Here is a 13,342-nt window from a genome sequence, read left to right on the forward strand (position 1 = left end):
TGCCGCCGCTCGGCGAATCCGGCATCCGGCCCGCCGCCCGCCCGGCAGAACCGGCATCCGGCCCGCCCCGGCAGAACCGGCATCCGGCCCGCCCCGGCGGACCGGCGTCGGTCATAGGATCAGCGGCATGACTCCCGAAGAGGTCGGCCAGCGGCTGGTCGCGCTGCTCGCGCCCGTCGAGGCCACCGCGTCGGTGTCCGGCGGCCAGGCGTACGCGCGGGCCACCGTCGACGTACCCCCGGCGAGCTGGCGGGACGCGCTGCGCGCGGCCCGCGACGACGCCGACCTGGGCTGCGACTTCTTCGACTGGCTCTCGGCCGTCGACCAGCTCGCCGACGGCTGCGAGGTGGTCGCCCACCTGTGGTCGACGGGGCGTCGGCACGGCCTGCTGCTGCGCACCCGGGTGCCGTGGGACGCGCCCCGGGTGGACTCGGTCGTCGACCTCTACCCGGGCGCGGCCTGGCACGAGCGGGAGACGTTCGAGATGTTCGGCGTGGACTTCCCCGGGCACGGCGAGCTGCGCCCGCTGCTGCTGCCGCCCGAGTTCGAGGGGCACCCGTTGCGCAAGGAGTTCGTGCTCGCCTCCCGGGTGGCCAAGCCGTGGCCGGGCGCGAAGGAGCCGGGCGAGTCGACCGCGGCCGGTGGCCGCCGGGCGGTGCGCCCGCCGGGGGTGCCGGCCCCGGGCGAGTGGGGGCCGGCACGCGGGGGCGACGGGGGCGCGGCCTGATGCCCGACTGGTTGGAGGCCGTGCTGCGGGTGGTCGGCGTGCTGGTCGCCTTCCTCACCCTGCCGCTCGTCGTCGGGCAGGCCGAGCACAAGGTGATGGCGCACATGCAGGGCCGGCTCGGCCCGATGTACGCGGGCGGCTTCCACGGCTGGGCGCAGCTCGTCGCCGACGGGGTCAAGTTCGTGCAGAAGGAGGACGTGACCCCCCGCGAGGCGGACCGGGCGGTGTTCCGGCTGGCCCCGGTGGTGGCCCTGGTGCCCTACCTGCTGGCCCTGCTGGTGATCCCGCTCGGGCCCGGCGACCTGGTGGGCCAGCCGCTGGACATCGGCCTGTTCTTCGTCCTGGCCGTGGTCGGGGTGGGCGTCGTGGCGGTGCTGATGTCGGCGTGGGCGTCGGCCAACAAGTACAGCCTGCTCGGCGGGCTGCGCGGGGCCGCCCAGCTGCTCGGCTACGAGCTGCCGCTGGTGCTGGCCGCCGCGTCGGTGGCGATGGCGGCCGGCACGCTGAGCCTGCCCGGCATCGTCGAGGCGTGGCGGCCCTGGTGGCTGCTCTGGCAGGCCCCCGCGATGATCGTTTTCTTCGTCGCGGGGCTGGCCGAGATCCGCCGGCCCCCGTTCGACATGCCGGTCGCCGACTCGGAGCTGGTCTTCGGCTACATGACGGAGTACACGGGACTGCGCTTCGCGTTCTTCCTGCTCGCCGAGTACGTCGGCATCGTGGTGATCGCCGCGCTGACCACCGTGCTCTTCCTCGGCGGCTGGCAGGGCCCGTTCGCCGACGCGCAGCTCGGCTGGCTGTGGACGCTGCTGAAGGTCTTCGCCGTCTCGTTCGTGATCATCTGGCTGCGGGTGTCGTACCCCCGGCTGCGCGAGGACCAGCTCCAGCGGCTGTGCTGGCTGGTGCTGGTGCCGGCCTCCCTCGCCCAGCTCGTCCTCACGGCCGCCGTCCGCGTCGCCCTGTAGGTGGGTGCAAGGAAGGACCCCCTGTTAACGCTTTCTGTTGTACAGGGGGCCCTTCCTGACACTCCGAGTAGCCGAGCCCGGCGGTTACGGGGCGGCGTAGAGCAGGCGGTTCGGCGAGCCGGGGCCCGGGTTGATCACCACGCCGGTGGTGGCGGCGGCGATCAGCGCGCTCTTGGCCTGCGCGAGCGTGGCCGTCGGGAACTGCTGCCGGTAGCGCGCCATCCAGCCCGTGACGTGCGGCGCCGCCATCGAGGTGCCCGACCAGCCGGAGGCGACGGCCGTGTTCGAGGCGATGCCGGCGGAGGTGATGTTGACGCCGGGGGCGAAGACGTCCACGCAGGTGCCGTAGCTGGAGAACGAGGCCCGGGTGTCCGTGACGTCGGTCGCGGCGACGGTGACGCCCCGGGACGAGCGGGGGCCGTTGGTGCAGGCGTCGGTGTTGAAGTTGTTGGCGATGAAGACGGTGTGCACGCCCGAGTCGATCAGGTTCTCGGCGGCGGTGTTGGGGGTGGTGCCGTACCCCTGGAGGCTGAAGTTCGCCACCGACACCGGGTCGTGGTTGGCGGCGATCCAGTCCATGCCCTCGATCAGGTCCGTCGTCCAGCCGGAGTTGTCGCACTGGAGGACGCGGACGGCCTTGATGGTGACGGCCTTGGCGACCCCGTACGTCGCGCCGCCGACGGTGCCGGCGACGTGCGTGCCGTGGCCGTGGCAGTCGTTGGTGCCGTTGCCGTCGCCGACCGCGTCGTAGACGCCGCTGGCCCGGCCGCCGAAGTCGACGTGGGTGGCCCGGATGCCCGAGTCGACCACGTAGACGGTGACGCCGGAACCGGTCGACGTGTAGCCGAAGCTGTTGTTCAGCGGCAGGTAGTGCTGGTCGATGCGGTCCAGCCCCCACGACGGCGGGTTCGACTGCACGGCAGACGCCGAGAAGTCGTCGGTGCCGCCGCCGTGGATGCGGCTGTCCCGCTCGACGTACGCGACGGCGGGGTCGGCCCGCACGGCGGCGAGGGCCGCCGGGGTGAGCTGGGCGGCGTACCCGTCGAGGACCCGGGTGTAGCGGTTGAGCACGGTGCCGCCGGCGCGCTCGGCGACGGCGGCGGCCCGGCTCGTGCGGGCGGTGCGCGTGGCGCGGTCGGTGCCGGCGGGCGGATCGGCGAGCACCACGATGTACCGGTCCGGCGCGGCCTCCGGCCCGCCCGGGCGCAGCGGGGCGGGCGCGGGACGGCCGGGCTCCACCGCGCCGGGAGCGGCCGACGCGGGTACGGCGAGGGTGGTGACGAGCGCTCCGGTGAGCATGCCGGCCAGCACGCCGAGGCGTACCGTTCTGCGACCTGGCTTCCGCAAGGCTGATCTCCTCAACTGTGGACAGCCTGCGCCGAACACCGGCGAAAGGCCGGCGGCGCAGGCCACTCAAGTCGATCAGTCTGAATTGAAGCGAGTGTTAACCAGTGAAGATTATCGATTAATTCGAGGTGCCCTTCGGGGCGCGCGGGCCCCGGACAACCCCCCGTTCAGCCCAGCGGGGTGTGGGCCGGGTCGACCCGCTCGGCGGGCGGCGGGGGCGGCGGCGGGGTGCCGTCGCCGAAGGGCCGGCCACCGAGGGCCTCCCGGCCGTGCGGGGTGAGCCAGTTCGCCAGGTCCGGGCCGAGCGGGACGACTCCGGTCGGGTTGATGTCCCGGTGCACCTCGTAGTAGTGCCGCTTGATGTGGTCGAAGTCGATCGTGTCGCCGAACCCGGGGGTGGTGAACAGGTCCCGGGCGTACGCCCACAGCACCGGCATCTCCGACAGCTTGCTCCGGTTGCACTTGAAGTGACCGTGGTAGACCGGGTCGAAGCGGACCAGCGTCGTGAACAGCCGCACGTCGGCCTCGGTGATCGTGTCGCCGACCAGGTACCGCTGCCCGGACAGCCGCTCGGTCAACCAGTCCAGCCGGTCGAACAGCCGCCGGTACGCCGACTCGTACGCCTTCTGGCTGCCGGCGAAGCCGCACCGGTACACGCCGTTGTTGACGTCGGCGAAGACCACGGCGTTGACCTCGTCGATCTCGTCGCGCAGCCGGGCCGGGTACAGCTCGGGCGCGCCCTGCCGGTGGTATGCCGTCCACTCCGTCGACAGGTCCAGGCTCATCCGGGCGTAGTCGTTGGTGACCACCTGCCCCGTCGGCACGTCCACCATCGCCGGCACGGTGATCCCCCGCTCGTAGCCGGGGAACCGCCTGAAGTACGCCTCCTGGAGGCGCTCGATGCCGAGCACCGGGTCCCGCCCGCCCGGGTCGAGGTCGAACGTCCAGCTCCGGGCGTCGTGGGTCGGCCCGGCCACCGCCATCGAGATGGCGTCCTCCAGGCCGAGCAGCCGGCGCACGATGATCAGCCGGTTGGCCCAGGGGCAGGCGCGGCTGACCGCCAGCCGGTAGCGACCCGGCTCCACCGGCCAGCCGTCCCGCCCGTCGGCGGTGATCCGGGTGGCGATGTACCGCTGGTCCCGGGTGAACTCCCCACCGGGCTCGACGTACTTCCCGCCGGGCTCCGCACCGCTCGCGCCGGATTCCGAGCCCTTGCCGCCGGTCGTCGCGCCCGCCTCGTCGCCCACGTCGCCCCCTGCCGTCCGCCTCGCCGTCTCCGTCCGTCCCATCTTGACCGATCCGCCGCCCCGGGGCCCGCCGAGCCCCGATCGCCACGCTCCGGGCCCGCCGAGAGCGCCGCACCCCGCGTCGTACGGGAGGGCCGGCTGGCTAGGCTCCCCGGGTGGACGACATGTGGCGGCTGCGGTGAACGACGTGGAGGCGGCGGCCCGGCGCTTCGTCGCCGACGTGTGGAACGCCGGGCGCGAGGAGTCCGCGTACGAGCTGGTGGCGGCGGGCTGCCCCGGGCTGGGCGGGACGGGCCCGGAGGCGGTCCTGGCCTGGCACCGGGAGCGGCGGGCGGCCTTCCCCGACCTGCGCTACAAGCTCGTCGACGTGGTGGCCGCCGCCGACCGGGTGGCGGTGCGCTGGCGGGCCGCCGGCACCCAGGCCGGCCCGTTCGGGCCGGTGCCGCCCACCGGGCGGGTGGCGAGCTTCTCGGGGGCGACGTTCCTGCGCTTCGACCCGGCGGGGCGGATCGTCGACGTGTGGCACGCCACCGAGCTGTTCCAGCTCCTCCAGCAGCTCGGCGTCGAGATGCTCCCGCCGCTCACCGGCCCCTGACCCCGCCGCCGGGTCACCGACTCGGCACGCCGCCGCCCCGTCGGGCGGGACCGCTCACAGGTGCCGGGGCGTGATCCGGGCGATCGACAGGTTCACCGGGAACGGCTCGCCGGTGTCGACGAACTTCGTCCAGCGGCCGGTCTCCGTGTAGACCTCGTCGACCGGGTCGATCCGGTGGGTGTGGACGACCAGCTCGCCGTCGCCGGTCTCGATCCGCCAGTAGAACGGGATGCCGGCCTGCGCGTAGAGGGCCGGCTTGAGCACCCGGTCGATCGAGCGGGTGCTCGGGGAGACGACCTCGACGGCCAGCACCACCTCGTGCGGCGCGTACCGCGACGGCGAGCGCCGGGCGGCCTCCGCCGTGGTGACCAGCACGTCCGGGACGAAGGAGCGGGTCCGGTTGATCCGCACCTCGACGCCCTGGGTCACGTCGTATTCGTCGGGGCACTGCTCTTCGAGCGCGACGCCGAGCCGCATGGCGATGGTCTGGTGGATGCGGGTGGGGGAGGGGGACACGAGCAACACTCCGTCGAGCAGTTCGCGGCGGCGACCGTCCTCGGGCAGCCCGTCGAGGTCGTCGGTCGTCCACCCGCCCTCGGGCGGGAGGTCGCTCTGCAACGCGGCGGTCATGGGACAGGTCCTTCCCGGCGTGTCGTTCTCCCCGCCGTCACCGTACCGCGCGAAGGGCCGGGTGGTGGTCGCGCGCGCCGGGGGCACAGGGCAGGATGGTCGGCATGGGCGAGACGAGTGGGCGGGGCGTGCCCGGCGAGGGGCTGGCGAAGGGGCTGGCGGTCACGCTGCGCACGATGACCCGCCGCTCGACCACCCAGCAATACCCGGACGTCGCCCCCGAGCTGCCGCCCCGCTCGCGGGGCGTGATCGCGCTGCTGGCCGAGAACTGCACCGTCTGCATGCTCTGCGCCCGCGAGTGCCCCGACTGGTGCATCTACATCGACTCGCACAAGGAGGAGGTGGCGGTGCCCGGCGCCGCCCGCCCCCGCCAGCGCAACGTGCTCGACCGGTTCGACATCGACTTCTCGCTCTGCATGTACTGCGGCATCTGCGTCGAGGTCTGCCCCTTCGACGCGCTCTACTGGTCGCCCGAGTTCGAGTACGCCGAGTACGACATCCGCGACCTGCTGCACGACAAGGACCACCTCGGCGAGTGGATGGCCACCGTCCCGCCGCCGCCCGCGCACGACCGCAACGGCGAGCCGGCGAAGGAGGAGGCCACCGCCGCGCGCAAGGCCGCCGCCCCCGCCGGGTCCGCCGCCCGGCCGACCCCCGCCCGGGTACGCCCCGCCGCCCCGGCGGATGGCACCCCCACCGACCCGGGTGCCGCCCCGTGACCGGTGCGGACGTGCTGCTGCTGGCCCTCGGCGCGGTGGCGGTCGGCGCGGGGGCGCTGGTGGTGACGACCCGCCACCTGGTCCGCGCCGGCCTCTACCTGGTGGTCTGCCTGGGCGCGCTGGCCGGCGTCTACCTGGTGCTCGCCGCCGAGCTGGTGGCCTGGGTGCAGGTGCTGATCTACGTGGGTGCCGTGGTGGTGCTGCTGCTGTTCGCGGTGATGCTGACCCGCGCCCCGATCGGCGCGTCCGACGACCTGGACCGGCCAGGCTGGCCGGCGGCCCTGATCGGCGGCGGTGCCGGCCTCGGGCTGGCCGCCCTGCTGGTCGACGCCTACCGCTGGACCCGGGTGGACCTGCCCGCGCCGGGCACCGCCGAGCGGCTCGGCGAGCAGGTGTTCCGCACCTGGGTGCTGCCGTTCGAGGTGCTGTCGGTGCTGCTGCTGTCCGCCCTGGTCGGCGCGGTCGTGCTGTCCCGCCCCGACATCGGCCGCCGCCCGGCCGACCCCACGGGTCGGGGAGCAACGGACCGCGCGGGAGGCCGCCCGTGAGGCCCGTCGTCCCGTACGTCACCGCCGCCCTCCTGTTCGGCCTCGGCGTCTACGGCGTGCTGCGCCGCCGCAACGCGGTGCTCGTGCTGATGGCGGTGGAGCTGATGCTCAACGCCGTCAATTTGATCCTGGTCACCGCCGACGCGACGGTCCGGGCGGCGCTGCCGCACGCGGGGCAGGTGTTCGCGTTGTTCGTGATCGTGCTGGCCGCCGCCGAGATCGGCGTGGGGCTGGCCATCGTGCTTCAGCTCTACCGGCTGCGGGCGAGCGTCGCCGTCGACGAGGTGCCGCTGACGGAGCCGCCGACCGAGGGGCTGGCCCAGGCGACGGTCAGCACGACCACCGGCGAGGTGACCCCGTGACCGGCCTGCTCGGGGCGCTGCTGCCGGCCGTACCCCTGGTGGCGGGTCTGGTGGGGTTGCTGCTGCCGCCCGTGTCGCGCGGCGGGGGCGCGCGGGCCGGGGCGGATCCGGCCCGCCGGGTGGCCGTCGGGCTCGGCGTGGCCGGCGCGGCCGGGGCGCTGCTGGTCGCGGTCGCGCTGCTGGCCCGGGTCGGCGCGCCCGTGGAGACGTCGACCACCTGGGTCGACCTGGGCGGCCTGCGGGTGACCCTCGGCGTCCGGCTCGACGGCGCGGCGGCCCTGGTCGCCGTCGCGGTGGCGGCGGTGGCCCTGGCCGTGCAGGTCTACTCGGTGGGCTACCTGCGGGCCGGTCCGCACGACGAGGCCGGCGTCGACGTCGACCACCGCTACCCGCCGTACGCGGCGCAGATCAGCCTCTTCACCGCCGCGATGCTGCTGGTGGTCGTCGCCGGTGACCTGGTCATGCTGCTGGTCGGCTGGGAGGTGATGGGCCTCTGCTCCTACCTGCTCATCGCCCACGACCGCCGGCTGCCCGGCGCGCCGGCCGCCGCGATGAAGGCGTTCCTGGTCACCCGCGTGGGTGACGTCGGCTTCCTGCTCGGCATCGCCCTGCTCGGCGTCTCGGCGGGTAGCTTCCGCATCGCCGACGTGCTCGCCCACGACCACTCCGCCGGCACGCTCACCGCCGCCTGCCTGCTGCTGCTCGCCGGGGTGGCCGGCAAGAGCGCCCAGTTCCCGCTGCACACCTGGCTGCCCGACGCGATGGCCGGCCCGACCCCGGTCTCCGCCCTGATCCACGCCGCCACCATGGTCGCCGCCGGGGTCTACGCGGTCACCCGCCTCTTCCCGCTGTTCGAGCGGGCCCCGGCGGCGCTGGCCGTGCTCGGGGTGCTGGCCTCGGTGACCCTGCTGCTCGGCGCGCTCGCCGCGACCGCCCAGGACGACCTGAAGCGGGTGCTGGCCTGGTCGACGGTGTCCCAGCTCGGCTACATGACGGGCGCGCTGGCCGTCGGCGCGCCCGCCGCCGCGCTGTTCCACCTGCTCACCCACGCCGCGTTCAAGGCGCTGCTGTTCCTCGCCGCCGGCGCGGTGATCCACGCCCTCGGCACCCCGCTGCTGTCCCGCATGGGCGGGCTGCGCTCGACGATGCCGGTGACGTTCTGGTGCACGGCGGTGGGCCTCGGCGCGCTGGCCGGCGTCCCCCCGCTGGCCGGCTTCTGGAGCAAGGACGGCGTGCTCGCCGCCGCCGAGGCCGCCGCGTTGGACTCCGCCGGCCCGGCCCCCGCCTGGGTGGGCTGGCTGGTGTGGCTCGCCGGGTTGGCCGGCGTCGCCGTCACCGCCTGGTACGCCACCCGGCTGCTGCTGCGCGCGTTCCTCGGCGCGGCCCGGCCGCCGCTGCCCCCGCACGACCGGCCGATCGCGCTGCACCCGCACGACCCGCCGGCCGTGATGCGGGTGCCGATGCTGCTGCTCGCGGTGCCGGCCGCGCTGCTCGGGCTCGCCGCGTTCTGGCCGGCGTTCACCGGCCGGCTCGGCGCAGCCGAGGGGGAGTGGACCCACGTCGGCCCCGCGCTGGTGCTCCCGCTGGCGCTGCTGGTCGCCGGGGCCGCCCTCGCCTGGGCCGGCTGGCGGCGGGACCGGGCCGCCGACCCGGCCCGCGCCCTCGGCCCGCTGGGGCCGGTGTTCGCGGCGGGCTTCCGGCTCGACGACGTGCAACACGCCCTCGTCGTACGCCCGGTGACCGCCCTCGCCCGGTTCGCCCGCGCCGCCGACGAGCGGGTGGTCGACGGCGCGGTGGAGGGCACCGGCCGGGGCGCGACTGGCCTCGGCGGGGCGCTGGCCGGGCTGCACCGGGCCGCGCTGCCCCGGGCGGCGGCCGGGGTGCTGGCCGGGGCGCTGCTGATCGGCCTGGCCGCCGTGCTGATCGGGGGCATCGCGTGAGGGCGATCGAGGTGCGTCGCGTGGCGGCGATCGAGGTGCGTCGCGTGGCGGCGATCGGGGGAGCCGGATGAGCCTCGGACAGGTCCTGCTCGTCGCGGCGCTGGCCGTCCCGGCCGTCGGCGCGGCCGTGGTCGCGCTGCTGCCCGGTGACAGGGCGGCCCGCGTCGTCGGCACGGTGGCGGCCGGGCTGACCCTGCTGGCCACCCTTCCCCTGGCCACCGGCGACCGCAGCTGGACGGCCTACGGGGTAAACCCGGCGGTGCGCCCCTGGCACCGGCTCGACCTGCCCTGGGTGCCCGCCCTCGACCTGCGCTTCCACCTGGGCGTGGACGGCATCTCCTACCCGCTGGTCGTGCTGACCGCGCTGCTCACGTTGCTCTGCTGCGCGTACACCCTGTGGAAGGTGCCCGACGGCGGCGGCAGCGGCCGGGCCCTCGTCGCGTTGCTGCTGGTCGTCGAGGTCGGCATCCTCGGCACCTTCCTCGCCCTCGACCTGGTCCTGTTCTTCGTGTTCTTCGAGGTCGTCCTCCTGCCGATGTACGCGATCATCGCCGGCTGGGGCGGGGCCGACCGGCGGCGGGCGGCGGCCAAGTTCGCCCTCTACACGCTGCTCGGCTCGGTGCTGCTGCTCGTCGGCGTCTACGTGGTGGTGGCGGCCGCCGGCACCGCCGACCTCCTCGCGCTCACCGGCGGCACGGGGCTGTCGCGGGGCACCCAGCTCGCCGCGTTCACCCTGCTGGGGCTCGCGTTCGCGGTGAAGAGCCCGCTGTGGCCGCTGCACTCCTGGCTGCCCGACGCGCACACCCAGGCGCCCACCGTCGGCAGCGTGATCCTCGCCGGGGTGCTGCTCAAGATGGGCACGTACGGGCTGATCCGCGTCGCCGTCGGGGTGGCCCCGGAGGGGGCCCGCTGGGCGGCCCCGGTGCTCGGGGTGCTCGCCGTCGCCGCCATCATCGTCGGCTCGCTGGTCTGCCTCGCGCAGGGCGAGCTGAAGCGGCTCATCGCCTACTCCAGCGTCGGGCACATGGGGTTCGTGCTGCTCGGGGTGGCCACGCTCACCGCCACCGGCCTCCAGGCCGCGCTGATCGGCAACGTCGCGCACGGGGTGATCACCGGCCTGCTGTTCTTCCTCGCCGGGGCGATCAAGGACCGCGCGCACACCGGGGCGCTGGCCGAGCTGTCCGGGCTGCGGGAGACCGCGCCCCGCCTCGCCGGCCTGCTCGGCTTCGCCGCCGTCGCCTCGCTGGGCCTGCCCGGCCTCGCCGGGTTCTGGGGCGAGGCGTTCGCCGTGGTCGCCGCGATCGGGCGGGGCGGCCCGCTGTGGACCACCCTCGGCGTGCTCGCCGCCGTCGGCGGGGCGCTGACCGCCGCGTACCTGCTGCGGCTGCTGCGCCGCGTCACCCACGGCCCGGCCAGCCCGGCCGTCGGCCGGATCGGCCCCGGCCTCGCCGCCGCCGAGTGGACGGCCTGGGCCCCGCTGGTGCTGCTCGCCCTCGCCGTCGGCCTCGCCCCCACCCTGGTCCTCGGCGTCGCCGCCGACCCGGTGGCGGCCCTCGTGGGGGTGCTCAAATGAGCCTCGTGCAGAGCGTCGACAACGTGGCGCTGCTCCCGGCCTACCTGGCCGCCGGCACCGCCGTCCTGGTGCTGCTGGCCGACCTGCTGGTGGCCCGCGCCGTCGCGACGGTCGCCGTGGCCGCCGCCGGTGCGGTCGCCACCGCGCTGGGCAGCGCGGTCGTCGGGGCGGGCGGGCCGCGCGCCACCTTCTGCGTCGCCGCCGACTGCTCGTACGTCTACGGCGGCCGGGCCGCCCTCGTCGGGGCGCTGTTCGCGCTGCTCACCCTCGGGGTGCTGGCCCTGTCCGGGCCGGCGCTGCGCGCCGGGCAGTCGCCCGTCGGCGAATACTGCTTCCTGCTCGCCTGCTCGATGACCGGCGGCGTGGTGCTCGGCGCGGCCGGCGACCTGATCACCCTGATCGTGGCGCTGGAGACGCTGACCCTCCCGCTGTACGTGCTCGTCGGCCTGCGCCGGGGCAGCCTCGCCTCCGCCGAGGCGGCGGTCACGTTCTTCGTGGTGAGCGTGGTCGCCACCACCGTCACCCTGCTCGGCGCGGCCCTGCTCTACGCGGTCACCGGCGGCCTGCACCTCGACCGGGTCGGCGCGCTGCTCGCCGGGCGGCCCGACCTGCTGGACGTGCCGCTGACCACGGCGGCGGTGGCGCTGGTGCTGCTCGGGCTGGCGTTCAAGGTGGCCGCCGTGCCGTTCCACGCCTGGGCCCCGGCCACCTACGACGGCGCGCCGCTGCCCGTGGCCGCCTACCTGTCGACCGCGTCGAAGCTGGGCGGGGTGGTGGCCCTGCTCGCGGTGGTGCAGCGGGCGCTGCCCGCCGAGGTGACCGGCCCGGTGCTGGCCGGGCTCGCCGTGCTCACCATGAGCGTGGGCAACCTCGTGGCGCTGCGCCAGCGCCGCACGGTGCGGCTGCTCGCCTGGTCGTCGGTGGCCCAGGCCGGCTACATCCTGGCCCCGCTGGGCGCGCTCGCGCTGGCAGCCGGGCGCACCGCCGACGCCCGCGCCGCCGCGTACGCCGCCGCCGTGGCGTACGCCGTCTTCTTCGTGGTCCTGGAGCTGGCCGCCTTCGCGGCGCTGGTGGCCCTGCGCCCGGCCGGCGCCGACGGCGGCAGCCTCGCCGACCTGCGCGGCGCGGCCCGGCGGCGGCCCTGGGTGGCGGCGGCGTTCGCGCTGGCCCTGGTCGGGCTGGCCGGGCTCCCGCCGGGGCTGGCCGGCCTGTTCGCCAAGGTGACCGTGGTCCGGGCCCTGCTGGACGGCGGCGCGGGCTGGCTGGCGCTGGTGGTGGCGGTCAACGCGGTGATCGGCCTGGCCTACTACCTCCGCCTCGCCGCCACCCTCTACGCCCCGCCCGCCGAGGCCGCCCCGCCCGCCGAGGCTGGGGGCACCGCCGGCACCCGGCCCGCCTGGGCGGTGCTCGGCACCCTCGCCGTGGCCACCCTGGTCGCCCTGGCCGTCGGCTTCGCCCCGCAGCTCGTGCTGGACCTCGCCGCCCGCTGAGCGGCCCCTGAGCGGTCGCCGAGCCGCCCCCGACCTCAGTGTTTCCGCAGGTCGATCCCAGGCAACTCACAGTCATGAGACGGATGGTTGGCGGGTACCGAGGTGTTGTACCGGTCAGCGGATCCCGCGCGGTCCGCGCACCGAAGGAGCGATCGTGCATCACAACCGTCTGAAGACCGCAGCGCTGCTCGGCCTGCTGACCTCGCTGATCCTCGCGGTCGGCTACTGGTTCGGCGGGAGCGGCGGGCTCGTCGTCGCCGTCGTCGTCTCGTTGGTGATGAACGGCGTGACCTACTTCTACTCCGACAAGCTCGCCCTGCGCTCGATGCGGGCGCAACCGGTCAGCGAGGCACAGTTCCCCGAGCTGTACCGGATGGTCCGCGAGCTGGCCACCGAGGCACGTCAGCCGATGCCCCGCCTCTACGTCAGCCCCACCTCCCAGCCCAACGCGTTCGCCACGGGTCGCAACCCGGCCAACGCGGCGGTGTGCGTCACGCAGGGGATCACCGAGATCCTCGACTACCGGGAGCTGCGGGGCGTGATCGGGCACGAGCTGTCGCACGTCTACAACCGGGACATCCTCATCTCCAGCGTCGCCGCCGGCCTCGCCGGCATCATCACCATGCTGGCCAACATCGCCTGGTTCATCCCGCTCGGCGGTGGCGACGACGAGGACGCCCCCAACCCGGTCGTGCTGCTGCTCACCCTGATCCTCGGCCCGCTCGCGGCGACCGTGATCCAGCTCGCGATCAGCCGCAGCCGCGAGTTCCAGGCCGACGAGTCGGGGGCCCGGCTCACCCGGGACCCGCTGGCCCTGGCCAGCGCCCTGCGGAAGATCCACCTGGGCACCCAGGCCCGGCCGCTGCCGGCCCAGGGGCAGCTCACCAGCACCGCCCACCTGATGATCGACAACCCGTTCAAGCGGGGCGGCGGCATCGCCGCGCTCTTCTCCACCCACCCCCGGATGGAGGAGCGGGTCGCCCGCCTGGAGCGGATGGCCGCCAGCGCCGGCCCCGTGCAGTTCCAGCGCTGACCCGTCCCGACCCGATCCCGCCCGCGCCCGGTCCGACCGGGCGCGGGCGTTTCGTCGGGTACGCGGCGAGACGCGCACCATAACCAGTTCACTGCCACCAGGCTGCGGCGTTAGGGTCGGGACGTTTCCGGCTCGTTACATGCTCTCGTCGCACCCCTCTCGTTGCACC

General features: G+C 75.1%; 13 protein-coding genes. 10 read left to right on the forward strand and 3 right to left on the reverse strand.

Annotated features, from left to right (window positions below):
• Positions 1–127: 127 nt before the first annotated feature.
• Entirely contained in the window at positions 128–727 is a 600-nt protein-coding gene (locus TK50_RS18600; protein WP_043965424.1) for an NADH-quinone oxidoreductase subunit C, read from the forward strand.
• Entirely contained in the window at positions 727–1,689 is a 963-nt protein-coding gene (locus TK50_RS18605; protein WP_043966499.1) for a complex I subunit 1/NuoH family protein, read from the forward strand. Before TK50_RS18600 ends, TK50_RS18605 begins: the two co-directional genes overlap by 1 nt.
• Before the next feature lie 84 nt (positions 1,690–1,773).
• On the opposite strand, the gene TK50_RS18610 is transcribed toward TK50_RS18605, so the two are convergent.
• Together TK50_RS18610 and TK50_RS18615 are read right to left on the reverse strand one after the other, a co-directional pair.
• Positions 1,774–3,036 carry a S8 family peptidase gene (locus TK50_RS18610; protein WP_199486094.1) on the reverse strand — a complete coding sequence of 421 codons (1,263 nt, stop codon included), beginning with the start codon at positions 3,034–3,036 and terminating at the stop codon, positions 1,774–1,776.
• A gap of 167 nt (positions 3,037–3,203) precedes the next feature.
• Entirely contained in the window at positions 3,204–4,163 is a 960-nt protein-coding gene (locus tag TK50_RS18615) for a glutathione S-transferase family protein (RefSeq protein ID WP_144420358.1), read from the reverse strand.
• A 286-nt stretch (positions 4,164–4,449) separates the two neighbouring features.
• Between TK50_RS18615 and TK50_RS18620 the strand changes: the two genes are divergently transcribed.
• Positions 4,450–4,878, forward strand: coding sequence for an ester cyclase (locus TK50_RS18620; protein ID WP_241774053.1), 429 nt, complete (start codon positions 4,450–4,452; stop codon positions 4,876–4,878).
• Positions 4,879–4,932: 54 nt separating this feature from the next.
• Here TK50_RS18620 and TK50_RS18625 read toward each other — a convergent pair whose 3' ends face one another.
• Positions 4,933–5,508, reverse strand: a complete 576-nt coding sequence (locus TK50_RS18625) for a Uma2 family endonuclease (protein ID WP_043965431.1) — start codon at positions 5,506–5,508, stop codon at positions 4,933–4,935.
• Positions 5,509–5,612: 104 nt separating this feature from the next.
• On the opposite strand from TK50_RS18625, the gene TK50_RS18630 reads away from it, so the two are divergent.
• The 7 genes from TK50_RS18630 (at position 5,613) to htpX (ending at position 13,173) form a co-directional block, all read left to right on the forward strand.
• Entirely contained in the window at positions 5,613–6,227 is a 615-nt protein-coding gene (locus TK50_RS18630) for a NuoI/complex I 23 kDa subunit family protein (RefSeq protein ID WP_043965433.1), read from the forward strand.
• The gene (locus TK50_RS18635; protein WP_043965436.1) at positions 6,224–6,775 is read left to right on the forward strand and encodes an NADH-quinone oxidoreductase subunit J family protein; all 552 of its coding nucleotides are present in this window, start codon (positions 6,224–6,226) and stop codon (positions 6,773–6,775) included. The genes TK50_RS18630 and TK50_RS18635 overlap by 4 nt, the downstream gene beginning before the upstream one ends.
• A complete protein-coding gene (nuoK, locus tag TK50_RS18640; protein ID WP_043965438.1) occupies positions 6,772–7,137 on the forward strand; it encodes an NADH-quinone oxidoreductase subunit NuoK in 366 nt (121 codons plus the stop codon). The genes TK50_RS18635 and nuoK overlap by 4 nt, the downstream gene beginning before the upstream one ends.
• 71 nt (positions 7,138–7,208) lie before the next feature.
• Entirely contained in the window at positions 7,209–9,077 is a 1,869-nt protein-coding gene (locus TK50_RS18645; RefSeq protein WP_422119951.1) for an NADH-quinone oxidoreductase subunit 5 family protein, read from the forward strand.
• A 67-nt stretch (positions 9,078–9,144) separates the two neighbouring features.
• A complete protein-coding gene (locus tag TK50_RS18650) occupies positions 9,145–10,650 on the forward strand; it encodes a complex I subunit 4 family protein (protein WP_043965443.1) in 1,506 nt (501 codons plus the stop codon).
• Positions 10,647–12,140: an NADH-quinone oxidoreductase subunit N gene (locus TK50_RS18655; RefSeq protein WP_043965445.1), complete on the forward strand. Its 1,494-nt coding sequence runs from the start codon at positions 10,647–10,649 to the stop codon at positions 12,138–12,140. Before TK50_RS18650 ends, TK50_RS18655 begins: the two co-directional genes overlap by 4 nt.
• Before the next feature lie 154 nt (positions 12,141–12,294).
• Positions 12,295–13,173: a zinc metalloprotease HtpX gene (htpX, locus tag TK50_RS18660; RefSeq protein WP_043965448.1), complete on the forward strand. Its 879-nt coding sequence runs from the start codon at positions 12,295–12,297 to the stop codon at positions 13,171–13,173.
• Positions 13,174–13,342 lie beyond the last annotated feature (169 nt).

Source organism: Micromonospora haikouensis (genome assembly GCF_000876225.1).
Lineage (GTDB): Bacteria > Actinomycetota > Actinomycetes > Mycobacteriales > Micromonosporaceae > Micromonospora > Micromonospora haikouensis.